Source organism: Nitrobacter sp. MLSD-S21 (assembly GCF_058809865.1).
On the sequence record NZ_JBXASZ010000003.1, the window covers coordinates 530165 to 551766 of the forward strand.

The following is a 21602-nucleotide window of genomic DNA, read 5'->3' on the forward strand; positions in this document are numbered from 1 at the left end:
GAACGGCGAGGCGACATCCCGACAGGGCCGGACACTTTTTTGAATCAGCCCCCAGAACCCTACTCCGCCGCCCTGGTGCGAGGCGCGCCGTCTTTCATCAGCCGATCCAGATGCATGCGGATATGCGCCGCCTCCGCCGAGGTATTGGCGAGCGCGATGGCGCGGTCGAATGCAACGCGGGCTTCCTCGTCGCGGCCGAGTTGCATCAGGTATGCGCCCTTCGCGCCGAAGAAGTGAAAATAGCCTGACAGGCGCTGCTCCAGCGGCGAGATCAGCGCGAGCGCCGCTTCCGGCCCCTTCACCTTGGAGAGAGCCACGCTGCGATTGAGCGTCACCACCGGCGACGGCTGCAATTGCTCCAGCGTCGCGTAAAGAAGATCGATCTGGCGCCAGTCGGTATCCTCCGGCTTTGGCGCGCTCGCATGAAGCGCCGCGATTGCCGCCTGCACCTGATAGGGGCCGGCGCGACGATGGCGCATCGCCTTGTCGATCAGCGCCGTGCCTTCCGTGATCATCTTTCTGTTCCACAGACTGCGGTCCTGATCCTCGAGCAGGATCACTTCGCCGTCGGAATCAAAGCGTGCGGCAGCGCGGGCATGCTGCAATAGCAACAGTGCCGTCAGCCCCATGATCTCCGGCTCGTTCTGAAACAGCCGAAGCAGCAGCCGCGCCAGGCGAATCGCCTCCTCACATAGCGGCGCCCGGACCTCGGAGGTGCCGCCGTTCGCCGAATAACCTTCGTTGAAGACGAGGTAGATCATGGCGGCAACGACGCCGAGCCGCTCGCTGCGCTCGACCGCGCCAGGCGTCTCGAACGCGACGCCGGCTTTCGCAACCGCCGCCTTGGCACGGGTGATGCGCTGCTCCATCGCAGCTTCGCTGACGAGAAATGCACGCGCGATCTGCTTCACCGTCAGACCCGAGACGATACGCAGCGCCAGCGCGATCTGCTGCGTCGCAGGCAGATCAGGATGGCAGCAGATGAACAGCAAACGCAAAATATCGTCGCGGTAGTGCGAGCCGTCGAGCCGCTCGGCGATTTCACTCTCGGCGTCGCCGAGGTCGGAGATCACATCGTCGTCCGGTAATTCCTGCTGCTTGCTCCGCCGCCGCACCTCGTCAAGCGCGGCGTTGCGCCCGACCATGATCAGCCACGCCGCCGGATCGCGCGGCGGCCCGTTTTCCGGCCAGTTCCTCAAGGCCCGCAAGCAGGCGTTCTGGTACGCCTCCTCGGCTGTGTCGAGATTGCGGAAATAGCGCAAGAGCGCGCCGAGCGCCTGGGGTCGCGCCGCCGTCAGGGCCGCATCGATCCAGGCGACGTCGGTCATGTCAGACCCCCTCCGGAATCGAACAGGCCGACGGGACGGATTTCATAGGAGCCACCCGGATTCGCCTCGCCGAGTTCCTGCGCCGCCTCCAGCGCCTCCTCAAGGTTCTTGCAGTCGATCAGGTAGAACCCGAGCAACTGCTCCTTGGTTTCTGCGAACGGACCATCGACGATCAACGGCGGGTTTTCCTTGCGCAAAGTGGTCGCCGCGGTGGTCGGCAGCAGCCGTGCCACCGGTCCAAGCCGGCCCTGCTTCTTCAACTTGTCCTGCACGACCGCGAGCTTTTGCATGACGGCAGCGTCCTGCTCCTTGCTCCAGGAACAGACGACATCCTCGTTATGGTAGCAAAGTAGGGCATAGAGCATGCGCAATGGTCCTTCTTCCTCTCAGGACGAACCAGTATGCCGATAGCCGACACATGACCCAACAAAATTTCCGGGGGGATTTTTTGGGCGACAGCACGCGCAAGGTCCAAACGCCCTTGGATAGCCGACGCGACCATTGAGTTATGGAAACGCGCCTTTTGACTTCCCGGCCCCCAACCAGGATAACGGGTTCGGGTTTGAGAAAAAGAAGCTAACCGTTCGCCGCCGCCTCGATATCGGCAATGACGATCTTCTTCATCTTCAACATCGCCTTCATGGCACGACCGGCTTTGGCTCGATCCGGATCCTGCAACAGGCGCGGCATCATATCGGGTACCACCTGCCACGACACGCCAAACCTGTCCTTGAGCCACCCACACTTAAGGGGCCCGCCGCCATCGGCGGTGAGCTTGTTCCAGTAGTAGTCAACCTCGTCCTGCGACTTACAGTCGATGCTGAACGAGACAGCTTCACTGAACTGGAAATGCGGGCCGCCGTTCAACGCGATGAACCGCCTTCCCTCGAGATCAAAGGCGACGGTCAGCACCGTTCCGGGCGGCTTAGAGCCGCCTTCGCCATAATAGGTCGTTTCGACGATCTTCGAATTGCTGAACACGGTGGTGTAAAATTTCACTGCTTCCTCGGCCTGCGTATCGAACCAAAGGAACGGGGTGATGTTGGGCATCGTGGGCTCCATGATTGCGCGCCCCGGTTGATGCGAGGCAACCCGCCAGCAACCGTCGGGTTCCGCAAGGACGTGGCCCAAGGACGAACGGCCCCGCCGCGATCGACATCACTAAGGGATTTTTATATCAGACATTTTTCCGCCTGGATTCGGCGACGTCCCGCCATTGTCGGCCATGCAAATCATCGTGACCGTCGGGGCATGGTGGTCCGGAATATCGGCGTGAGGCGCGCTCAAATCTTAAGAGGGATCTTCGTGTGATCCCCGGTGATCAGACCTGATCGGCCTTCATCGCGACACGAAGCGCCTTGGGTATCGGCTTCGCCCGCCCTTCGGATATGAACGCCACCTTCACCCTCGCGTCCAGCAGCAGCACGTCGCCACACCGCACCTCCTGATGCAAGGTGATCGAGGCGCCCCGGACTTCCAGTGGCCGCGTCACGATGTCGAGTACGTCGTCCATCCGCGCGGGCTTCAGAAACTCGAGCTGCATCGCGCGCACCACGAAGGCAAAACTGGGCGCCTCGCTTTCGGCCTCCGCGAACAGCGCGCGCTGGTCGGCGCCGAGCAGCCGCAGATAGTTGCTACGTCCACGCTCCATGAAGCGCAGATAATTAGCGTGATAGACGAGGCCGGTAAAATCCGTGTCCTCATAATAGACGCGGACTTGCATGTGATGCCTGCCGTCGCGAATCTCGCCGTCGAGATGGCGGGTCTGCGGCGACGCATTCATTGATCTTCGTCCTGCCCGAACAATCCGAACTGCGCGGGATCGCGCGAGGGCTCAGTCAGGCCGAGATGACGGAACGCGTGTGACGTGAGCAGCCGTCCGCGCGGCGTGCGCTGCAGGTAGCCGCACTGGATCAAAAACGGCTCGATGATGTCCTCGATGGCGTCGCGCGGCTCCGACAGCGCCGCCGCCATGGTCTCTACCCCCACAGGTCCGCCACCATAGTTCAGCGCAATGGTCGTGAGGTAGCGGCGGTCCATCGCATCGAGACCGGCCGCATCGACTTCGAGCGCGCCGAGCGCGTGGTCGGCGATTTTCCGGTCGATCGACGCCGCATCGGCGGCGGACGCGAAATCGCGCACCCGGCGCAGCAGGCGGCCGGCGATGCGCGGGGTGCCGCGGGCGCGGCGGGCGATCTCGTTGGCGCCGTCCGCCGTCATGCCGACATTGAGAACACGGGCGCCACGGCTGACGATCCTCTCCAGCTCATCGACGGTGTAAAAATTCAATCGCACCGGAATCCCGAAGCGGTCGCGCAGCGGATTGGTCAAAAGCCCCGCGCGCGTGGTGGCGCCGACCAGGGTGAACTTCGCAAGCTCGATCTTGACCGAGCGGGCCGCCGGCCCCTCGCCGATGATGAGATCGAGTTGAAAATCCTCCATCGCCGGATAGAGCACCTCCTCCACCGCCGGCGAGAGGCGATGAATTTCATCAATGAACAACACGTCGCGCTCTTCGAGGTTAGTCAGAAGCGCTGCGAGATCGCCGGCCTTGGCGATCACGGGACCGGAGGTGGCGCGAAAGCCGACGCCGAGTTCGCGCGCGACGATTTGCGCCAGCGTGGTCTTGCCAAGGCCCGGAGGGCCGACGAACAGCACGTGGTCGAGCGCCTCTTTTCGTTTACGGGCAGCATCGATGAAGATCTGCAGGTTAGCGCGGGCCTGCGCCTGGCCGACGAACTCGGCCAGCTTCTGCGGCCGCAGCGCGGTGTCGCCGACATCGTCGGCGCGGCGCTCGGGCGTGACGATGCGGGATGGCGTGGTCACTTCGACAGCTCCTTCAAGCCGAGCCGGATCAGTTGCGCGGTCTCCGCATTTTCGCCAGCGCCGCGCGAGGCGGCCGCGATCGCTGCGGTCGCCTGCGGTTGACCGTAACCGAGATTAACCAGTGCGGAGATCGCATCTCGCACCGGGCGCGGCGCATGCTGGTCATCGACGGCGCCTGCGAGATGCACCACCGCCGGATCGACATTGGCGAAGGACGGCGCCTTGTCCTTCAGTTCGGTGACGATGCGTTCGGCCACCTTCGGTCCGACCCCCGGCGTGCGCGCCACCGCAGCCTTGTCGCGGAGCGCAATGGCGTTAGCCAGATCGGCCGGCGACAGCGTGCCCAGCACCGCGAGTGCCACCCTCGCACCGACGCCCTGCACCGTCTGCAACAGACGGAACCACTCGCGCTCGTGGTCGGTGCGGAAACCGAACAGCTTGATCTGGTCCTCGCGCACATACGTCTCGATCGACAGCACCGCCGCCTCGCCCGGCGACGGCAGCGTCTGCAGCGTGCGCGAGGCGCAATGCACCTGATAGCCGACGCCGCCGACATCGAGGATCACGTAGTCCTCGCCGTAGGAGTCGATGATGCCTTTCAGTTTACCGATCATGCGCCCGCCACCTTCATCCGCAGCGCCGCAGCGCCCCGGTGATGCGCGTGGGTAATGGCAATAGCGAGCGCGTCGGCGGCGTCCGCGCTCTTCGGATCGGCTTTCGGCAGCAGGATTTTCAGCATCGCCTGGATCTGGGTCTTGTCGGCGTGTCCCGCGCCAACCACGGTCTTCTTTACTTGGTTGGGCGCGTATTCCGCCACCGCGATGCCGAACATCGCCGGCGCCAGCATCGCAACGCCGCGCGCCTGTCCGAGCTTCAGCGTCGCCACGCCATCCTTGTTGACGAAGGTCTGCTCGATCGCAGCCTCGGCGGGACGGAATCGGTCAAGCACCGCGCCGAGCCCGGCATGGATCGCCAGCAGCCGGCTCGCCAGCGCCATATGTTCGCGCGTCTCGACCGAGCCGCAGCCGACGAAGATCAGCCGGTTGCCCTCGATGTCGAGCACGCCCCAGCCGGTGCGGCGCAGGCCCGGATCAATGCCCAGAATGCGAATCGGTGCGGAGGTCATGGCCCATGTTAGCGCAAAGCATCCCGCTGCGTCCCCCAAGCGGGCTCCGGCTCTATTCGTTTCAACGCAATCGCACGGCCAGGACAGTCTCCCGAGGCGGGGCCATGATAAGCAACGTTGCGGCGAATCCTGGTTTGTCGAACCTTGCCCGTTCCGGTAACGACAAAACCGTATCCGCCATCCGACCGATCGATCCATGTTCGGCTGAACATGGTCCGCTCGGAGACGGGATGGCCACGTCATAAGCGACGGCAGATCCGTCTCCGAGACAGGACCGAAGAGGAATCTCAAGCGTCATGCGGACAGCAGTTGCCGTTTTCTTCATGATGACGATCGTCAGCACCGCTGTTTCGGCCGATTCGCCAACCGCCGCGCAAAGCCGGTTCACGTCCATTGCCAACAAGGACTGCACTTTCGCTCCGATCGGCGACGAGCCGGGCGACGAGGAAGACCAACTCAAGACATGTCCTGGCGTCGGTGGCGCGCAGGTGCTGGTCAACGCCCTGGGAACTCGTCTGCGGATAGGCTTCCGCTGGCCGAAGGGAGCTCACCCGCAAAAGATCATCTGGGCGGTGGAAGCATGGTCCGCCGGATCAGCCGTCGACTGGCGCGGGTCTGGCAAGGGCAAGGAGTTCGAGCCTTATGCCGCGATCGTCAGGATGAAACTCCAGAAACAGGATTTGCCGGTTTCGGGCGACCAGGTACTCGCCGTGATCCGGGTCGCACAGGATACCGCCTGCGTCATGGGCGCTGTTGACACCGGAGCGAACCCGAATGCCAATGAAGCTGCGCATGCACTCGCCGATGCAGCGGCATCGTTCGCATGTGGCAAGGACAAGCCAACGATCGGCGGAATGAGAACCAAGGCCGCAGAAGAGATTGTGCAAGGCATCGCCGAATGATGAACCGGCAGATCAAGCCAACAGGCCGGCAAGCGTAAGCCGCCGGTGCTGGAGCACGGACGGAAAGAGTATTCGCCAAGAGAATTGAGGCGGCCAGTCAGGTCGCGCGTCGAGCTAACCCTTCAACCGCATTCTGCCGGGGTTTTCACCACGATGAGCATACTGTTCAGAATCGTCCTTGCGTCCGTCCTCACGAGCCCTGCGCTTGCACTCGCGCAAACGCCGAAAAAACCCGCCGCGTCTCCTGCCTTGGAGGCGGAATTCAATGCCTTTATCGTCAAGTTCCGAGCGGCTTTGAAAGCGAACGATCCGGCTGCCGTCGCCAGCATGACCAAGCTGCCTTTCATGGGTGACAAGGCGTACGCGGATGCCGCACAGTTTCGGGCGAAGGCTTATCCGGAACTGTTCCCCGCGAAAGATCGTGCGTGCATCCAGCGGAAGAAAGCGGAATACGGTCGAGATGGCGAGAACAACGACAACTACTTTGTCATCTGCGGCGAGAGCATTTTTACCTTCACCAGGACGCCAGCCGGATTCCTTCTGACGGAGGTTGGCGTAAATGATTAGGCATGCGCCATGGCGTTTTCGAGCAAAGTGGAGCGGAAATGCTCTACAGCAGCGTCCCGCTCAGGATCAGCACCGCCACGCTGAAGTAGATCATCAGCCCGGTGACGTCGACCAACGTCGCCACCAGCGGCGCCGAAGCGCTCGCGGGATCGAAGCCGGCGCGTTGCAGCATAAACGGAAGCATCGATCCGGACACCGAGCCGAAAACAACAACGCCGATCAGCGCAGCCGCGACGGTCAGCCCGATCAGCATCCAGTGCTCGCCATAGTCGTAAATGCCGAGCTTCTGCCAGGCCACCACGCGGACCAGTCCGATGACGCCCAGCATGGCGCCGAGGATCAATCCCGTCGGCAGTTCGCGCAGGGCCACGCGCCACCAGTCGCCGAGCTTGACCTCGCGCAGCGCCAGCGCGCGGATCAGGAGCGAGGTCGCCTGCGAGCCGGAGTTGCCGCCCGAACTCATGATCAGCGGGATGAACAGCGTCAGCACGATGGCCTTTTCCAGCTCGCCCTCGAAGTGCTGCATGGCGCTCGCGGTCAATAGCTCGCCGATAAACAGCACGCACAGCCAACCGCCGCGCTTGCGGATCATACCCGGCAGCCCAACCTGCAGATACGGTTCGTCAGTCGCCGCCATGCCGCCGAATTTCTGGGCGTCCTCGGTGTTTTCTTCGATGATGGCGTCGATGATGTCGTCGACCGTGACGATGCCGAGGACATGCCCGGCCTTGTCCACGACAGGCACCGCCAGCATGTCGTGCCGCGAGATCAGCCGCGCGACCTCTTCGCGATCCGTTAGCGGGGAGGTGGTGATCGGGGCGCGCGCCAGATCGGCGATCTGGGCCGAAGGCTCACCGGCGATCAGCCGCCGCAACGACACCGCGCCCACCAGCCTTCGCGTGAAGGCGTCCAGTACATAGATCGCATAGACCGTCTCGCGGGTCCGTTCGACCTGGCGGATATGCTGTAGGGTCTGCTCCACTGTCCAGGTCGCGGTGACGCTGACGAATTCGGTTGTCATCATCGCGCCCGCGGTGTTTTCCGGGTAAGTGAGCAGATTCTCGATAGTGGCCCGCGTGTTTCGGTCGAGCCCCTGCATCAGTTCGCTGCGCGCCGGCTCATCGAGCTGCTGGACGATATCGGCGGCGACGTCCGCCGACATTTCAGTCAATAAGATGATGGCGGTGCGCCGGGGCAGCGAGGCGATGACCTCCGCGCCGTGATATAGTTCCGGCTTGTCGAGAATCTCGACCGAAGTATCGACCGGCAGAAGCACCAGCACCGCCGCGGCGTCCTGCGGTTCGAGCTGGTTGAGAATTTCGACGTTATCGGCGACATGGCCGCCGCTCAGGCGCGAGGCCAGCGCGTACACATCGAGGTCGCCGTCCGTTGTGGCGGTGTGGATATCCGTCATAGCTCACCTTCGTGGTCTGCCGGCAACGGCAGGCCTGGCGAGCCCATCAAGCTCTCAGACCGGCGCCGCTGTCGGCGAGGTACCTGGCAAAGTACCTGGACTGTCGCTTGGCATAATGTCGTGGTTTCCAGTGATGGGCGTGCGACCGAGGCCGCAAGCATCCCGCTTGGCTGACATGATCCTTCAGCCGGACGGCGTCAAGAAAAAAGCGCGATCACTCAGGTTCGGAAATTTGATGTGACCCTGCGCGACGGCAAGGCGCGCGCCTCAAGAAGCCGCCGTCGCAAGCATGTCCAGAATATCCTCCGGGAAGACCTGTTCGGTAGGCCTCGCGAGTTCGGCGCGCGACCACCAGCGATATTCCGCCATCACCTCGCGTTCAAGCTCGGTCCACGCCCCGCTGGACACGGCATGATAGCCGGTTCTCACCAGAAAGAACCGCTCGTCGGCCATTACACGCTCGCCGCCGATGAGTTCGAGAACGAATTGGCGCTGCGCGATTTCCGATCCGACGCTGGCGACACACAGGCCGGTCTCCTCCCATAACTCCCTGATCGCTGCCTGTTCGAAGGTTTCGCCATCGTCGACAGCGCCCCCCGGGGGCGCCCAAAAGCTTCTGTCCGCCGACGCGCTGTCCTTATGGGCGAAACGAAACAGCAGCAAGCGCTCGTCGGGGCCGAGCAACAGCAGCCGCGCCGCGGGGCGCAGACGCAGGGAGCCATGCGAGACCGCGCTCACCCCCCCAGCTTCGCCATCAGAGCGTCCGACACCTCAAAGTTGGCATAGACGTTCTGCACGTCGTCGTGCTCGTTCAGGAGGTCGATCAGCTTGAGCAATTTCTCACCGGTGTCGTCATCGACGGCAACGGTGTTCTGCGGCTTCCAGATCAAGGCGACCTTGCGCGCCTCGCCGAACCTGGCTTCCAGCGCCTTGGCGGCCTCGCGGAAGGTGTCCTGCGAGGCATAGATTTCGTGGCCGCCCTCGCCCGACACCACGTCGTCGGCGCCGGCTTCAATGGCAGCTTCCAGCATGTCGTCGGCCGAGGCCTTGCCCGCGTCGTATTCAATAACGCCAAGCCGGTCGAACATAAACGACACCGAGCCGGTTTCACCGAGATTGCCGCCGGCCTTCGTGAAATACGAACGGATGTCGGAGGCGGCGCGGTTGCGATTGTCTGTCAGCACTTCCATGATAACCGCCACGCCGCCGGGGCCGTAGCCTTCGTAACGCAGTTCGTCATAGCTCTCGGCATCGTTGCCGCTGGCCTTCTTGATGGCGCGCTCGATGTTGTCCTTGGGCATATTTTCTGCCCGCGCCGCGATCATGGCAGCGCGCAGCCGTGCATTCATCGCCGGATCGGGCGCCCCCAGTTTGGCCGCCACCGTGATTTCGCGCGCGAGCTTGCTGAACAGTTTCGACTTTTGGGCATCCTGCCTGCCCTTTCGGTGCATGATGTTCTTGAATTGGGAATGTCCGGCCATCGGCAGGGTCTCTCTCAAATCCGGGGCAGGCCCGGCGGCGGCACCGGGCGGCCTCTGCAAAGGTGGAAGCGGCGCGGCGTTATAAGACGGGTTCGCGCCGAATCAAAGACCCGCTCGGCAATGTGCGGTGCGGCCATGTCATCGAATCAGAATCCTTCAGCGGATCACGTCCAGAACGACGGCTCTGCCTGCTCGAGCCGTCCGCCGAGCCGCACCGGCGCGATTCTGAGCGCGAGCCCCGTCGCGTCGTCGGTCTCGACCGCGACGCCGCTCAAGGTGGCGACGCCGCCCGCCGGCTCGAACCGGGCGCTCGAAATGCCGGTGGTGAAGCGGCGCAGCGGCTCCTCCCTCTGCATCCCGATCACGGAGTCATAATCGCCGGTCATGCCGGCATCGCTCATATAGGCGGTGCCGCCGGAAAGGATGCGATGATCCGCCGTTGGCACATGGGTATGCGTTCCCACCACGAGGCTGACACGGCCGTCGCAGAAGAAACCCATGCTTTGCTTTTCGCTGGTCGCTTCGCCGTGGAAATCCACGACGATCGCGTCCACCGCCTCGCGCAGCGGACAGGCATCTAACTCACGATCGATAGCACGGAAGGGATCGTTGAACGGCTCCATGAAGATGCGCGCCATGGCATTGATGACAAGCGCGCGGCGGCCATCCTTGGTGTCGATCAGCATTGCGCCGCGTCCTGGCGTATGACGCGGGAAATTCAGCGGACGAATGAGCCGCGGCGCCCGCTCGATGAATACCAGCGCCTCTTTCTGATTCCATGCGTGATTGCCGAGGGTGACAGCGTCGGCACCGGCGTCGAGAAATTCCTGGTAGATCGTCTCCGTGATACCGAAACCGCCGGCCGCATTCTCGCCGTTGACGACGACAAGATCGAGCTTCCATGCGGCAATGATCACCGGCAGGTGTTCGTTGACCGCGGTGCGCCCGGTCTTGCCGACGACGTCGCCGATAAAAAGAATCCGCAACCTTATAAACTCCGGAAATCGAACAGATCGGTTTCGGTTAGCACATAATCGAGCCGGACGTCGTGGGGCAGTGCCGGCACCTGCGGTATCTCCTGCACCGTAAAAGCAAGACCGATCGCGACAAGGGTCTTATGTCGCCGCAGAGCCTCAAGCGTGCGGTCGTAATAGCCGGCGCCATAGCCGATACGATGGCCGGCGCGGTCGAACGCGACGAGCGGAACCAGCACGATATCCGGGACGACCTCGGCCGCAGTGGCGGACGGCTCGGAAATCCCGAACGCGCCGGGCACCAGCGCCGCGCCTTGCTTCCACGCGCGGAACGCCAGCGCGGCGTCAGGCCGTGAGATTGCCGGCATCGCAAGCGCCGCGCCCTGCCTGGCGAGGCTCTGCATCAGCGGCACGGGATCAATCTCGCTGCGGATCGGCGCGTAGCCGGCGACGACTGTTGATGACGTTATATCGAGGGGCGGCATCCGTGCCGCCATCGCGACCGCCGCACCGGCGCGCTGCTGTGGATCCAACGCATCGCGACGAGCCAGTGCGGCGGCGCGCAATTCGTTCTTGGGTGGAGCGTCAGAGGAAATCGACATGCAGAATGTTTATAGCGTTTTTTAGCAAAGGGGCCCGGTTCGTTCGACGAAAGCGTCAAGACAAAAATCACGGAGCCTAGCTTCTGGTCCCGTCAGAAGCAGAGCCGCTAACAGTTCAAAGCGAGCGACATGAAACTAGAAACCCGGCAATGCGGACAAATTTACAAAGTCTGCGACTGCTATGGCGGGCATAACAATCGAATAGCGCAAAGGGAAGCGCGAAGCCGCAATCGCCGTTGGAGCGCTCGATCCCGGAGTTCCCTACGAAAGTAGGTGGGCACCATATGTCCGGGTCCACGGACCCGGCCAGGGACAGTTCCCTTAAGGATCGATAAGGCCCCGGGGATGTATGGCTCCTGACGCGCGACGCAGCCTCGCATTGCGGAATGTATCTACGATGAGCAGCGAGCGCCAGTGCGACACGCTATCAGGCACGAACTTTCATGGTTGCTGTAAAAGATCTAGAAACGCGCACACCTCGACCAGATCAGTGTTGAAGCGAGATACTTCCAATATCGCAAACCGATCCAGATTCAGGATAACTCAGGCTCTGCCCACTGCATATGTGCGTGCGCGTTCCATTGGGCAGGCATCTCATAATTGCGATCAATCAAAGCCTGTCATTCGAATACTTACCCGATGGCGATGCCGCCGCCGACGGTGCGGTTTAACATCTGCGTGGTCTTCTCGATGCGGTGGGCCGCCATGTTCAGCGCGGCGACAACCGCTGTCTGCGTAGCGCGTGCGCGCTCGGCGGCCGCAGCGCGCACATCGCGCAATGCCTTGAGCTCTTCCTCCAGCGCCCGGATGCGCTGTTGCGCATCCAGCAGTTCGTCGGAGGTTACCAGCGCTGCCATGACCTCGAGCCGCTGGTCGCCGATCTCGCCGAACTTGCCGCGCAATTGGCCGATACGGCTTTCCAGATCGCCTGCAAGCTTCAGCAACCGGTCTTCCTGGCCATCCTCGCAGGCCATCCGGTACTGGCGGCTATTGATCGTCACGTTGACGTGGCTCATGGCTTCTCTCCCGCCGCCTCGAGCACGGACTTGATAGTGCCGATCGCCGCGTCGAGCTTTTCGGCGATCTCGCGATTGGTGCGCTCGAGCTTGCGGGTGCGCACCAGCGATCCGTCGAGCTCATCCGCAAGGCGCGAACGATCCGCACCCAAAGCCTGAATACGGCTCGCTAGCTCGTCCTCATTGCGGTCGGCATCGCGCCGTCGCTCCACCGCTCTCTCCAGCGCATCAAGCGCGGCCGTCAGTCGCCGGGTTGCAGCGTCGATATCGGTTCCGCCACTATTGGCCGGTTCAGCACTGCCGGAACGATTGGCCGGTTGGTCGTTCATGTTCGTCCTGCGCGCCTTTGGGCCAACTGCCGGCCAGACTACAAAGGTGCGGCTCGGCAAGCCCTTAGGGACCGAAATTTACGTGGCGGACGAGGCCAACGCAACGCCGCTGCAAAACTATGCACCGCAAAACATTCTCGCCCTAAGGAGGGCCTCCCGCCCCTTGGACTCCGCCGACGCAGGTGCTATGCCCCCGGCAAGCTAGTTTTTACCCCCTTGGACACCATCGGATTCCCATGCAAACCGTCAGCCCTCCTCCCTATCAGGATCGGATATCTCCCATGCCGACCGTCGATTCCTCCCGTATGGCAAATGCAATCCGCGCGCTCGCGATGGATGGTGTAGAAAAAGCAAAATCGGGCCATCCCGGCCTGCCGATGGGCATGGCCGACGTCGCCACGGTGCTGTTCACCAAGTTCCTGAAATACGACGCCGCCGATCCGCACTGGCCGGACCGCGACCGCTTCATCCTCTCCGCCGGCCACGGTTCGATGCTGCTTTATGCGTTGTTGTACCTGACGGGCAACAAGGACATGACGCTCGATCAGCTCAAGAATTTCCGGCAGCTCAACTCCAAGACGCCGGGCCATCCCGAGAACTTCATCACCGACGGCGTCGAAACCACCACCGGCCCGCTCGGCCAGGGCGTCGCCACCTCGGTCGGCTTTGCGCTGGCGGAGCGCCTGCTGGCCGCGGAGTTCAGCAGTGAAGTGGTCGACCACTACACCTATGTGCTGTGCTCCGACGGCGATCTGATGGAAGGCATCAGCCATGAGGCGATCGCGCTGGCTGGTCACCTCAAGCTCAACAAGCTGATCTTCCTTTACGATGATAACGGCATCACCATTGACGGCCCGATCTCGCTGGCCGACGACGTCGATCAGGTGGCGCGTTTCAAGGCGTGCGGCTGGGACGCAAAACGGATCGACGGCCACGATCAGAAGGCGATCGCCGCCGCAATCCGCCGGGCGCAAAAATCCGACAAACCGTCGCTGATCGCCTGCAAGACCATTATCGGTTTCGGCGCCCCCACCAGGGCCGGCACGTCCAAGGCGCACGGCGAAGCGCTCGGCGCGGAAGAACTCGCAGGCGCGAAGAAAGCCCTCGGCTGGGATTACGGCCCCTTCGAAATTCCCGACGATGTCCTCAAGGTCTGGCGAAGCGCTGGACGCAAGGGCAAGCGGCACAACAAGGAGTGGCGCGCGCGATTCGCAGCCCGGCCAGAGGCGGAGCGAGACGAATTCAAGCGCCGCGTCATTGACCGCAAGCCGTCTCAAAACCTCGCCGAGGTGATCCGCAAGCTCAAGGACAAACTGGTCGCCGAGCCGCCGACGGTCGCCACCCGCAAAGCCAGCGAATTGGCGCTCGAGGTGCTGGTTCCGGCGGTGCCGGAACTGCTGCTCGGCTCCGCCGACCTCACGCCGTCCAACAACACCCGCACCAAGGGTCTAAAAGAAGTGCAGCCTGGCCACTACGATGGCCGCTACATCCACTACGGCATCCGCGAACTCGGCATGGCCGCGGCCATGAATGGCATCGCCCTGCATGGCGGATATGCCCCGGCCGGCGGCACCTTCATGTGCTTCGCCGACTATGCCCGCCCGGCGATGCGCATTTCGGCGCTGGCGCATATTCCCACGATCTACATCATGACGCACGACTCGATCGGACTTGGCGAGGATGGCCCGACCCATCAGCCGGTCGAGCATCTGGCAAGCTTGCGCGCGATGCCAAACATGCGCGTGTTCCGCCCCGCCGATGCGGTCGAGACCGCCGAGTGTTGGCAGCTCGCTCTGGAGCGGCCAAAGGGACCGACGGTTCTGGCGCTGTCCCGCCAGAACCTCACGCCGGTGCGTAAGACCGCGCATGCGGACAATCGCTGCGCGCACGGTGCCTATGAGCTGGTCGCGGCCAATGGCGAGGCGAAGGTGTCGATTTTCGCGACCGGATCCGAAGTTGAGATCGCCGTCGCCGCACAACAGCAACTGTCCCAGCGCGGCATCGCGTCGCGGGTGGTTTCGGTACCCTCGCTCGAGCTATTGCTCGAGCAGCCCGAGGATCGCCGGCAGGCGATTATTGGCAAGGCGCCTGTCAAGATCGCCGTGGAAGCGGCTGTGCGCTTCGGGTGGGATGCTGTGATCGGGGCGGACGGACTTTTCGTCGGCATGCACAGTTTCGGTCACAGCGCTCCTGCCAAGGACCTCTACAAGCATTTCGGCATTACCGCCGAAGCCGTGGTCAAAGCGGTGGAGACGCGCCTTGGTTGAGGTTGAGATTGCCTCAATATCAAAAAGGCGCTAGCTAAAAACCGTGGAATGGATTTGGCCATTCGCTGCTCGGCCAATCATGGGCCCTGGATGCGAATGGAGAATCCAAAATTCCGCTGGCAACTTACATTTGCTGGCGGTCTCTGTGATTTCAACATTCGGGAAGATGCTCGCTGAAATGGGCATTCGAATGTTAAAATCGGACCGCTAGACATTACCAATGGTCACGGCCTGGCAGAACCGGGCGAAAAGGCGTTGACGCTGCGCGCGCAAAATGTGGTTGCGCGCAGGGAACGTCACCCATTTGAAGGAGAATGAAGATATGGCAGTCCGGGTCGCAATCAACGGGTTTGGCCGCATTGGCCGCAATGTTTTGCGCGCCGTTTACGAGGCCGGCCGCGACGAAATCGAGATCGTCGCCATCAACGATCTCGGCCCGGTGGAAACCAACGCGCACCTGTTGCGCTTCGACTCGGTGCACGGCCGCTTCCCTTTCGAGGTGAAGGTCGAAGGCGACAGCATCGTGATCGGCAAGAAAAAGATCAAGGTGATCGCCGAGCGTGATCCATCGAAACTGCCCTGGAAGGAACTCGGCATCGACATCGCGATGGAGTGCACAGGCCTCTTCACCGCGAAAGAAAAAGCCTCCGCACATCTCACCGCCGGCGCCAAGCGCGTGCTGGTATCGGCTCCGGCCGAAGGCGCCGACATGACCGTGGTCTACGGCGTCAACCACGACAAGCTGACGAAGGACCATCTGGTCGTTTCGAACGGTTCCTGCACCACCAACTGTCTCGCTCCGGTGGCGAAGGTCCTCAACGATCTGGTCGGCATCGAAACCGGGTTCATGACCACGATCCACGCCTATACCGGCGACCAGCCGACGCTCGACACCATGCACAAGGATCTCTATCGCGGCCGCGCCGCGGCTCTCTCGATGGTCCCGACCTCGACCGGCGCCGCGAGGGCGATCGGCCTGGTGTTGCCCGAGTTGAAGGGCAAGCTTGACGGCGTCGCGATCCGCGTACCGACGCCGAACGTCTCGGTGGTCGATCTCAAGGTGATCGCCAAGAAGGAGACCACCACCAACGAAATCAACGAGGCGATGAAGCGGGCTGCATCACAGGAGCTGAAGGGCATCCTCGGCACCACGGACCAGCCCAATGTCTCGAGCGACTTCAACCACGATTCGCACTCCTCGACGCTCCACATCGACCAGACCAAAGTGCAGAACGGCACGCTGGTGCGCGTGTTGTCGTGGTACGATAATGAATGGGGCTTCTCCAACCGCATGACTGACACCGCCGTAGCAATGGCGAAGCTGATCTGAGACCACGTGTCCGGGCGCATCGCGGCGCACGCGCCGCGATGCGGAACCGGCGCCATTCATACCGCAACTTTTCCTGCGTGGCGGTCCCGGTTTGCGGCGCACCGTTGACGCGGCACCATGTTCGGGACATCCAGACCATGACAAAATCCTTCCGCACCCTCGATGACGTTGACGTTAGAGGAAAGCGCGTCCTGCTGCGCGTCGACCTCAACGTCCCCATGGAGCAGGGGCGCGTTACCGACGCCACGCGGTTGGAACGGGTGGCGCCGACGATCACGGAAATAGCGGACAAGGGTGGCAAAGCGATCCTGCTGGCGCATTTCGGCCGGCCCAAGGGTCCCGATCCCAAAAACTCGTTGCGGCCGGTCGCGGCGGAACTTGCCAAAGTACTCGGCAAACCGGTCGCGTTCGCCGACGACTGCGTCGGCGAACCGGCACAACAGGCGATCGCCGCGATGAAGGATGGCGACATCCTGTGCCTGGAAAATACCCGCTTCCACAAGGAAGAGGAAAAGAACGATCCGGAGTTCGTCGCCGAACTCGCCAAGCTCGGCGATATCTGGGTCAACGACGCCTTCTCAGCCGCGCATCGCGCCCACGTCTCGACCGAAGGTCTCGGCCACAAGCTGCCGGGTTATGCCGGACGCACCATGCAGGCCGAGCTTGAAGCGCTCAACAAAGCGCTCGAAGCACCGACCAAACCCGTCATCGCCGTGATCGGCGGCGCAAAGGTCTCGACCAAAATCGACCTCCTGGAAAACCTCGTCAGCAAGGTCGATGCGCTGGTGATCGGCGGCGGCATGGCCAACACCTTCCTGCACGCGCAGGGCATCAACATCGGCAAATCGCTGGCGGAAAAAGATCTCGCGGCGACCGCGCTACGCATTATGGAAAAAGCCGAGGCCGCCAACTGCGCCATCATCCTGCCGGTGGATGCGACCGTGGCATTCCATTTCGCTGCCAACGCGCCGTCCCAAGCCTACGGGCTCGACGCTATTCCTGCGGAGGGGATGATTCTCGATGTTGGACCGCAGTCGGTGGAGCGCGTTCATTCGGCCATCGACGACGCCGCAACGCTGGTCTGGAACGGCCCGCTCGGCGCGTTCGAACTGACCCCTTTCGATCATGGCACCGTCGTCGCGGCAAAACACGCGGCAGCCCGCACCAAGACTGGAAAGCTGGTGTCGGTCGCAGGCGGCGGCGATACAGTCGCGGCGTTGAACCAGGCTGGCGTAGCCGGTGACTTCACCTATGTTTCAACGGCCGGCGGCGCGTTCCTGGAGTGGATGGAAGGCAAGCCGCTGCCCGGCGTTGAGGTGCTAAGGGCAAAATGACGCTGCTCCTCGCGGCAAAATGAGTTGCGGTGTCAGAAAACCGCAACTCTCATGCCTGCATGATCCTCAAGTTCCGACCTTATCGGAAGTCGGATGAGGTATGCAGGAGGAGCCGCTGATGAATCTCGCTGACCTCAACGAAGTGGCGCAGGCCATGGTCGCGCCGGGCAAGGGCATTCTTGCCGCCGACGAATCGTCTCCCACCATCACCAAACGGTTCAACGCCATCGGCGTGACATCCACCGATGAAAGCCGGCGCGACTATCGCGAGATGATGTTCCGCGCCGCCGACGCCATGACGAAATACATCTCCGGCGTTATCCTTTATGACGAAACGATCTGGCAGAACGCGAAGGACGGCACGCCGCTGATCAAACTGATCGAGCAGGCCGGCGCCATTCCCGGCATCAAGGTCGATGAAGGAACGCAACCCTTACCCGCATGTCCCGGCGAACTCGTGACCGTTGGACTGGACCGGCTCGCGGAGCGGCTGAAAAAATACTACGCTCAGGGTGCACGCTTCGCGAAATGGCGCGCGGTGATCGACATCAACACGGCGGGTCGTATCCCGAGCATGACGGCGATCGGCGTCAATGCTCATGCCCTGGGGCGCTACGCCGCGCTGTGCCAGGCTGCCCAAATCGTACCTATCGTCGAACCGGAAGTGTTGATGGACGGCGATCACGACATCGATCGCTGCTTTGAGGTCACGACGCGCGTGCTCAACGTGACGTTCCAGGAATTGCGCAAGCAGCGCGTCGCGCTGGAAGGTATGATTTTGAAGCCAAATATGGCGGTCCCGGGCAAAAAGAGCGGGAAAAATGCATCGGTCGAAGAGGTCGCGGAAAGGACGGTGCGCATGCTGAAGGCCTGCGTGCCGGCCGCCGTCCCCGGTATCGCGTTTCTGTCCGGCGGACAGTCCGACGAGGAGGCCACAGCCCATCTCGATGCCATGAATCGGATAGACAACCTGCCGTGGAGGCTCACCTTCTCCTACGGCCGCGCGTTACAGGCGGCGCCGCAGAAGGCGTGGTCCGGCAAGTCCGAGAACGTCGCAGCCGGGCAACGGGCTCTCATCCACCGGGCGCGGATGAATTCGCTCGCAAGCAAAGGAGAGTGGAGAGCCGACCTCGAGGAGAAAGCTGCGTGAGGGATTACCGCCCAAGCGCCTGTCCATGATTTGCCCTTGCGGTACGACGCCGCAACTGTTTTTGAGGGTCGATGCCTGAATCACGGGCGCGGAGAAGGTGCTGCGCCCTGATATCGCGATGATTTTGGATCAGATCGATCCGAATGATGAACGTGATCTACCAGCAGGTCGAACGCCGCTAAAACTTTCCCCTGCTGCTCACGCTAAATTCGACGAAAATGTCCTGACATTGAGCCGCTCACTTTCACCTGTCCGGCTACCTGAGGCCCTCCGATGCTCGCGAAATCAGCCCCCCTCCGGCCCGCGCCGCGTCTTTATCTGGCGACGCCGGAGATTGACGATCCGGCAAGGATCATGACGCCACTGGCCGACGCGCTGGCGTCCGCGGATGTCGCCGCAGTGCTGATGCGGCTCGCGCCCTCCGATCCACGCACAATGATGTCGCGCATCAAGGTTCTCGCGCCGTTGATCCAGAATAGCGGCGCTGCGCTTTTGCTCGATGGTCACGCCGATCTGGTCGCGCGGTCCGGCGCCGACGGCGCACATTTTACCGGTATCGAGGCGCTGCAGGAGGCAATGCCGCCACTAAAACCCGACCGCATCGTCGGCGTTGGCGGCTTGTCGACACGCCATGACGCCATGGTCGCTGGCGAGACCGGCGCCGACTACGTGCTGTTCGGCGAGCCGGATAAGACCGGTGATCGGCCGTCCGCGGAAGCGATTGCTGATCGGTTGACATGGTGGGCCGAACTGTTCGAGCCGCCCTGCGTCGCCCACGCCGCGAACCTCAATGAAGCACAGGTTTTCGCAGCATCGGGTGCGGATTTCGTGCTGGTCGACGACATCGTCTGGAACGACCCCCGCGGCGCGGCGCTGGCGCTCACGGATGTCGCAACCGCAATCTGCCAAGGTTTCGGATCGCAAGGAAGCGCGCAACGTGCGGACCATCCTAATGGGGACGCCGGATGACCTTCCTGCGTCCTGTTGTCATCGTCGCCAGCATTCTCATGCTCGGGGAAAGCGCCCTGGCGCAGCTCCAGTCAGCGCCGACGGCCGCCCCCCCATCCGCCAGCAAGAACGTGAAGACGAAGACCATCAAGTCGGTCCCGCCAACGCCACCAGCCAGGCCCGAACCGGACAACAAGGCGAGCGCACAAGCCCCTGACGACCCGAATGCGGATCTGGTCTACGGCGCCTATCAGCGCGGTCTCTACAAGACCGCGTTTGATCTCGCATTGAAACAGGCACAGGAAAACAAGGCTCCCGCCGCCATGACCATGCTCGGCGAGCTCTACGCCAATGGGCTCGGGGTCAAGCGCGACTACGGCAAGGCAATCGAGTGGCACCAGCGTGCGGCCGATCTGGGGGATCGCGAAGCAATGTTCGCACTCGCGATGCTTCGCATCAGCGGACGCGGCGGACCGCCCGACAGGGCGAGCGCTGTAAAATGGCTGGCTTCGTCCGCCAAGCTAGGCCAGCCCAAAGCCGCCTACAACCTGGCCCTTCTCTACATGGACGGGCAAACGCTGCCGCAGGACTTCAAGCGCGCCGCCGAACTGCTGCGATCCGCAGCCGACGCCGGCACCCCGGAGGCGCAATATGCGCTGGCGACCTTCTACAAGGAGGGCAACGGCCTCGAAAAGAATCTCTACAAGTCAGTGCGGCTGTTGCAGGCGGCCTCGCTCGCCGGCAACGTCGATGCCGAAGTCGAGTATGCGATCGCGCTGTTCAACGGCAGCGGCACCGAGAAGAACGAGGCCGCCGCGGTATCGCTGCTGCGCAAAGCCGCCAGGCAAAACAGCGCGATCGCTCAAAATCGCCTCGCCCGGGTTCTCGTCACGGACATGGGCGTGCCAACAAACAAGATCGAAGGCCTGAAATGGCACATCGTGGCGAAGACCGCCGGCAAGGGCGATCTGATGCTCGACGAAGCGATGGCGCAGGCAACGCCCGAAGAACGCGCCAAGGCGGAGAGCGCCGCCCGTAAATGGCTTGGAATCCAATGAACCGCTTGACGGGAACCTTCCCGCAGGGCACCCAGACCTCATCATCCACCTGAGCTCAATCATGCTGCAATCCGCTCTCATGAACGTCATGGTCAAGGCTGCGCGCCGCGCCGGCCGGAGCCTGAAACGCGATCTCGGCGAGATCGAGAATCTTCAGGTGTCACTGAAGGGACCTGCGAACTTCGTGAGTCTCGCGGACAAGCGGGCGGAGGACATCCTGTATGAGGAGCTCAGCAAGGCACGTCCCGGCTACGGCTTTTTCGGCGAAGAAGGCGGCAACCGCGAGGGCACGGACAAGAGCCACACCTGGATCGTCGATCCGCTCGACGGCACCACCAACTTCCTGCACGGCATTCCGCATTTCGGAGTCTCGATCGGCCTGCAGCGTGACGGCGTGCTGATTGCCGGCCTCGTTTACAATCCCGCCAATGACGAGCTCTACACCGCGGAGCGCGGCAAGGGTGCCTTTCTCAACGATCAGCGGCTGCGCGTGTCGGGGCGCCGCCAGATGAACGACTGCGTTATCGCCTGCGGCCTGCCGCATATCGGACGCGGTGACCATGAATTGTCGCGACGGGAGATGGCCGCCCTGCAGCCGAAGGTGGCGGGCCTGCGGCGTTTCGGCGCGGCCTCGCTCGATCTCGTCTTTGTCGCGGCGGGACGCATCGACGGCTACTGGGAGCGCAACCTGCAGCCGTGGGATATTGCGGGCGGACAGATCATCGTGCGCGAGGCCGGCGGCATCGTCAGCGGCATCCAGGGCGATGACGATCCGCTCGCGACCGGTGATGTGATCTGCGGCAACGAGTTCGTCCACGCCGAACTCGTAAAAATCCTCAAGCCGCTGGGATAATGGCCCAGGCCAATGAAGGCGTTTGCTCGACGCAAAGCGGTTCTGACGCCTGCGCTACAAAAACTGAGTCAGCGAGGACAATGGTCATGGCTGACGA

23 protein-coding genes and 1 other RNA gene are annotated in these 21602 nt (G+C 62.6%); 9 read left to right on the plus strand and 15 right to left on the minus strand.

Annotation, left to right across the window (positions count from 1 at the left end; all coding sequences use genetic code 11):
* Positions 1–59: 59 nt before the first annotated feature.
* The 7 genes from AC1RT6_RS12505 to ruvC all read right to left on the minus strand — a co-directional run bounded on the left by AC1RT6_RS12505 (position 60) and on the right by ruvC (position 5280).
* A complete protein-coding gene (locus AC1RT6_RS12505) occupies positions 60–1328 on the minus strand; it encodes an RNA polymerase sigma factor (protein ID WP_079447998.1) in 1269 nt (422 codons plus the stop codon).
* Positions 1325–1693 (minus strand): YciI family protein, encoded by a 369-nt coding sequence (locus tag AC1RT6_RS12510; protein ID WP_079447999.1) that lies wholly within the window; start codon positions 1691–1693, stop codon positions 1325–1327. The genes AC1RT6_RS12505 and AC1RT6_RS12510 overlap by 4 nt, the downstream gene beginning before the upstream one ends.
* 211 nt (positions 1694–1904) lie before the next feature.
* Positions 1905–2378 (minus strand): VOC family protein, encoded by a 474-nt coding sequence (locus AC1RT6_RS12515; protein ID WP_472790627.1) that lies wholly within the window; start codon positions 2376–2378, stop codon positions 1905–1907.
* Between the two features lie 271 nt (positions 2379–2649).
* On the minus strand, positions 2650–3111 hold the full coding sequence (gene ybgC / locus AC1RT6_RS12520) for a tol-pal system-associated acyl-CoA thioesterase (protein WP_079448000.1): 462 nt from the start codon (positions 3109–3111) through the stop codon (positions 2650–2652).
* Complete coding sequence (ruvB, locus tag AC1RT6_RS12525) at positions 3108–4154, minus strand: Holliday junction branch migration DNA helicase RuvB (protein WP_079448001.1); 1047 nt, start codon at positions 4152–4154, stop codon at positions 3108–3110. The genes ybgC and ruvB overlap by 4 nt, the downstream gene beginning before the upstream one ends.
* Positions 4151–4768 (minus strand): Holliday junction branch migration protein RuvA, encoded by a 618-nt coding sequence (ruvA, locus tag AC1RT6_RS12530; RefSeq protein ID WP_079448002.1) that lies wholly within the window; start codon positions 4766–4768, stop codon positions 4151–4153. Before ruvA ends, ruvB begins: the two co-directional genes overlap by 4 nt.
* Complete coding sequence (gene ruvC / locus AC1RT6_RS12535) at positions 4765–5280, minus strand: crossover junction endodeoxyribonuclease RuvC (RefSeq protein WP_079448003.1); 516 nt, start codon at positions 5278–5280, stop codon at positions 4765–4767. Before ruvC ends, ruvA begins: the two co-directional genes overlap by 4 nt.
* A gap of 296 nt (positions 5281–5576) precedes the next feature.
* On the opposite strand from ruvC, the gene AC1RT6_RS12540 reads away from it, so the two are divergent.
* Positions 5577–6182: a hypothetical protein gene (locus AC1RT6_RS12540; RefSeq protein ID WP_079448004.1), complete on the plus strand. Its 606-nt coding sequence runs from the start codon at positions 5577–5579 to the stop codon at positions 6180–6182.
* 153 nt (positions 6183–6335) lie between these two features.
* The gene (locus AC1RT6_RS12545) at positions 6336–6749 is read left to right on the plus strand and encodes a hypothetical protein (RefSeq protein WP_079448005.1); all 414 of its coding nucleotides are present in this window, start codon (positions 6336–6338) and stop codon (positions 6747–6749) included.
* A gap of 43 nt (positions 6750–6792) precedes the next feature.
* Here AC1RT6_RS12545 and mgtE read toward each other — a convergent pair whose 3' ends face one another.
* From mgtE to AC1RT6_RS12585, 8 genes are all read right to left on the minus strand, one after another.
* A complete protein-coding gene (gene mgtE, locus AC1RT6_RS12550; RefSeq protein WP_079448006.1) occupies positions 6793–8163 on the minus strand; it encodes a magnesium transporter in 1371 nt (456 codons plus the stop codon).
* A 267-nt stretch (positions 8164–8430) separates the two neighbouring features.
* Entirely contained in the window at positions 8431–8901 is a 471-nt protein-coding gene (locus AC1RT6_RS12555) for an NUDIX hydrolase (protein ID WP_472790631.1), read from the minus strand.
* Complete coding sequence (locus AC1RT6_RS12560) at positions 8898–9644, minus strand: YebC/PmpR family DNA-binding transcriptional regulator (protein WP_079448007.1); 747 nt, start codon at positions 9642–9644, stop codon at positions 8898–8900. Before AC1RT6_RS12560 ends, AC1RT6_RS12555 begins: the two co-directional genes overlap by 4 nt.
* A gap of 164 nt (positions 9645–9808) precedes the next feature.
* Positions 9809–10630: a TIGR00282 family metallophosphoesterase gene (locus tag AC1RT6_RS12565; RefSeq protein ID WP_079448008.1), complete on the minus strand. Its 822-nt coding sequence runs from the start codon at positions 10628–10630 to the stop codon at positions 9809–9811.
* 2 nt (positions 10631–10632) lie between these two features.
* Positions 10633–11220, minus strand: a complete 588-nt coding sequence (locus tag AC1RT6_RS12570) for a 5-formyltetrahydrofolate cyclo-ligase (RefSeq protein WP_079448009.1) — start codon at positions 11218–11220, stop codon at positions 10633–10635.
* A gap of 217 nt (positions 11221–11437) precedes the next feature.
* Positions 11438–11598: non-coding RNA, 6S RNA (gene ssrS / locus AC1RT6_RS12575), on the minus strand.
* A gap of 254 nt (positions 11599–11852) precedes the next feature.
* Entirely contained in the window at positions 11853–12236 is a 384-nt protein-coding gene (locus AC1RT6_RS12580) for a cell division protein ZapA (RefSeq protein WP_079448010.1), read from the minus strand.
* Entirely contained in the window at positions 12233–12565 is a 333-nt protein-coding gene (locus AC1RT6_RS12585) for a DUF4164 domain-containing protein (protein WP_079448011.1), read from the minus strand. The genes AC1RT6_RS12580 and AC1RT6_RS12585 overlap by 4 nt, the downstream gene beginning before the upstream one ends.
* Positions 12566–12846: 281 nt before the next feature.
* On the opposite strand from AC1RT6_RS12585, the gene tkt reads away from it, so the two are divergent.
* The 7 genes from tkt (at position 12847) to AC1RT6_RS12620 (ending at position 21505) form a co-directional block, all read left to right on the plus strand.
* Positions 12847–14832, plus strand: a complete 1986-nt coding sequence (gene tkt, locus AC1RT6_RS12590) for a transketolase (protein ID WP_079448013.1) — start codon at positions 12847–12849, stop codon at positions 14830–14832.
* Positions 14833–15154: 322 nt separating this feature from the next.
* On the plus strand, positions 15155–16162 hold the full coding sequence (gene gap, locus AC1RT6_RS12595) for a type I glyceraldehyde-3-phosphate dehydrogenase (RefSeq protein ID WP_079448014.1): 1008 nt from the start codon (positions 15155–15157) through the stop codon (positions 16160–16162).
* A gap of 137 nt (positions 16163–16299) precedes the next feature.
* Positions 16300–17496 (plus strand): phosphoglycerate kinase, encoded by a 1197-nt coding sequence (locus tag AC1RT6_RS12600; RefSeq protein ID WP_079448121.1) that lies wholly within the window; start codon positions 16300–16302, stop codon positions 17494–17496.
* 118 nt (positions 17497–17614) lie between these two features.
* Positions 17615–18646, plus strand: coding sequence for a class I fructose-bisphosphate aldolase (locus AC1RT6_RS12605; protein ID WP_079448122.1), 1032 nt, complete (start codon positions 17615–17617; stop codon positions 18644–18646).
* Between the two features lie 273 nt (positions 18647–18919).
* Positions 18920–19615 (plus strand): thiamine phosphate synthase, encoded by a 696-nt coding sequence (locus AC1RT6_RS12610; protein ID WP_079448015.1) that lies wholly within the window; start codon positions 18920–18922, stop codon positions 19613–19615.
* Entirely contained in the window at positions 19612–20652 is a 1041-nt protein-coding gene (locus AC1RT6_RS12615; protein ID WP_079448016.1) for a tetratricopeptide repeat protein, read from the plus strand. Before AC1RT6_RS12610 ends, AC1RT6_RS12615 begins: the two co-directional genes overlap by 4 nt.
* 61 nt (positions 20653–20713) lie before the next feature.
* Complete coding sequence (locus tag AC1RT6_RS12620; protein ID WP_079448123.1) at positions 20714–21505, plus strand: inositol monophosphatase family protein; 792 nt, start codon at positions 20714–20716, stop codon at positions 21503–21505.
* The last annotated feature ends 97 nt before the right edge of the window (positions 21506–21602 follow it).

Bases quoted from the DNA above. Each gene is read 5' to 3' on its own strand.
- AC1RT6_RS12505 (WP_079447998.1), bottom strand. From the start codon at position 1,328: ATGACCGACGTCGCCTGGATCGATGCGGCCCTGACGGCGGCGCGACCC.
- AC1RT6_RS12510 (WP_079447999.1), bottom strand. From the start codon at position 1,693: ATGCTCTATGCCCTACTTTGCTACCATAACGAGGATGTCGTCTGTTCC.
- AC1RT6_RS12515 (WP_472790627.1), bottom strand. From the start codon at position 2,378: ATGCCCAACATCACCCCGTTCCTTTGGTTCGATACGCAGGCCGAGGAA.
- ybgC (WP_079448000.1), bottom strand. From the start codon at position 3,111: ATGAATGCGTCGCCGCAGACCCGCCATCTCGACGGCGAGATTCGCGAC.
- ruvA (WP_079448002.1), bottom strand. From the start codon at position 4,768: ATGATCGGTAAACTGAAAGGCATCATCGACTCCTACGGCGAGGACTAC.
- ruvC (WP_079448003.1), bottom strand. From the start codon at position 5,280: ATGACCTCCGCACCGATTCGCATTCTGGGCATTGATCCGGGCCTGCGC.
- AC1RT6_RS12540 (WP_079448004.1), top strand. From the start codon at position 5,577: ATGCGGACAGCAGTTGCCGTTTTCTTCATGATGACGATCGTCAGCACC.
- AC1RT6_RS12545 (WP_079448005.1), top strand. From the start codon at position 6,336: ATGAGCATACTGTTCAGAATCGTCCTTGCGTCCGTCCTCACGAGCCCT.
- mgtE (WP_079448006.1), bottom strand. From the start codon at position 8,163: ATGACGGATATCCACACCGCCACAACGGACGGCGACCTCGATGTGTAC.
- AC1RT6_RS12560 (WP_079448007.1), bottom strand. From the start codon at position 9,644: ATGGCCGGACATTCCCAATTCAAGAACATCATGCACCGAAAGGGCAGG.
- AC1RT6_RS12570 (WP_079448009.1), bottom strand. From the start codon at position 11,220: ATGTCGATTTCCTCTGACGCTCCACCCAAGAACGAATTGCGCGCCGCC.
- AC1RT6_RS12580 (WP_079448010.1), bottom strand. From the start codon at position 12,236: ATGAGCCACGTCAACGTGACGATCAATAGCCGCCAGTACCGGATGGCC.
- AC1RT6_RS12585 (WP_079448011.1), bottom strand. From the start codon at position 12,565: ATGAACGACCAACCGGCCAATCGTTCCGGCAGTGCTGAACCGGCCAAT.
- tkt (WP_079448013.1), top strand. From the start codon at position 12,847: ATGCCGACCGTCGATTCCTCCCGTATGGCAAATGCAATCCGCGCGCTC.
- gap (WP_079448014.1), top strand. From the start codon at position 15,155: ATGGCAGTCCGGGTCGCAATCAACGGGTTTGGCCGCATTGGCCGCAAT.
- AC1RT6_RS12600 (WP_079448121.1), top strand. From the start codon at position 16,300: ATGACAAAATCCTTCCGCACCCTCGATGACGTTGACGTTAGAGGAAAG.
- AC1RT6_RS12605 (WP_079448122.1), top strand. From the start codon at position 17,615: ATGAATCTCGCTGACCTCAACGAAGTGGCGCAGGCCATGGTCGCGCCG.
- AC1RT6_RS12610 (WP_079448015.1), top strand. From the start codon at position 18,920: ATGCTCGCGAAATCAGCCCCCCTCCGGCCCGCGCCGCGTCTTTATCTG.
- AC1RT6_RS12615 (WP_079448016.1), top strand. From the start codon at position 19,612: ATGACCTTCCTGCGTCCTGTTGTCATCGTCGCCAGCATTCTCATGCTC.
- AC1RT6_RS12620 (WP_079448123.1), top strand. From the start codon at position 20,714: ATGCTGCAATCCGCTCTCATGAACGTCATGGTCAAGGCTGCGCGCCGC.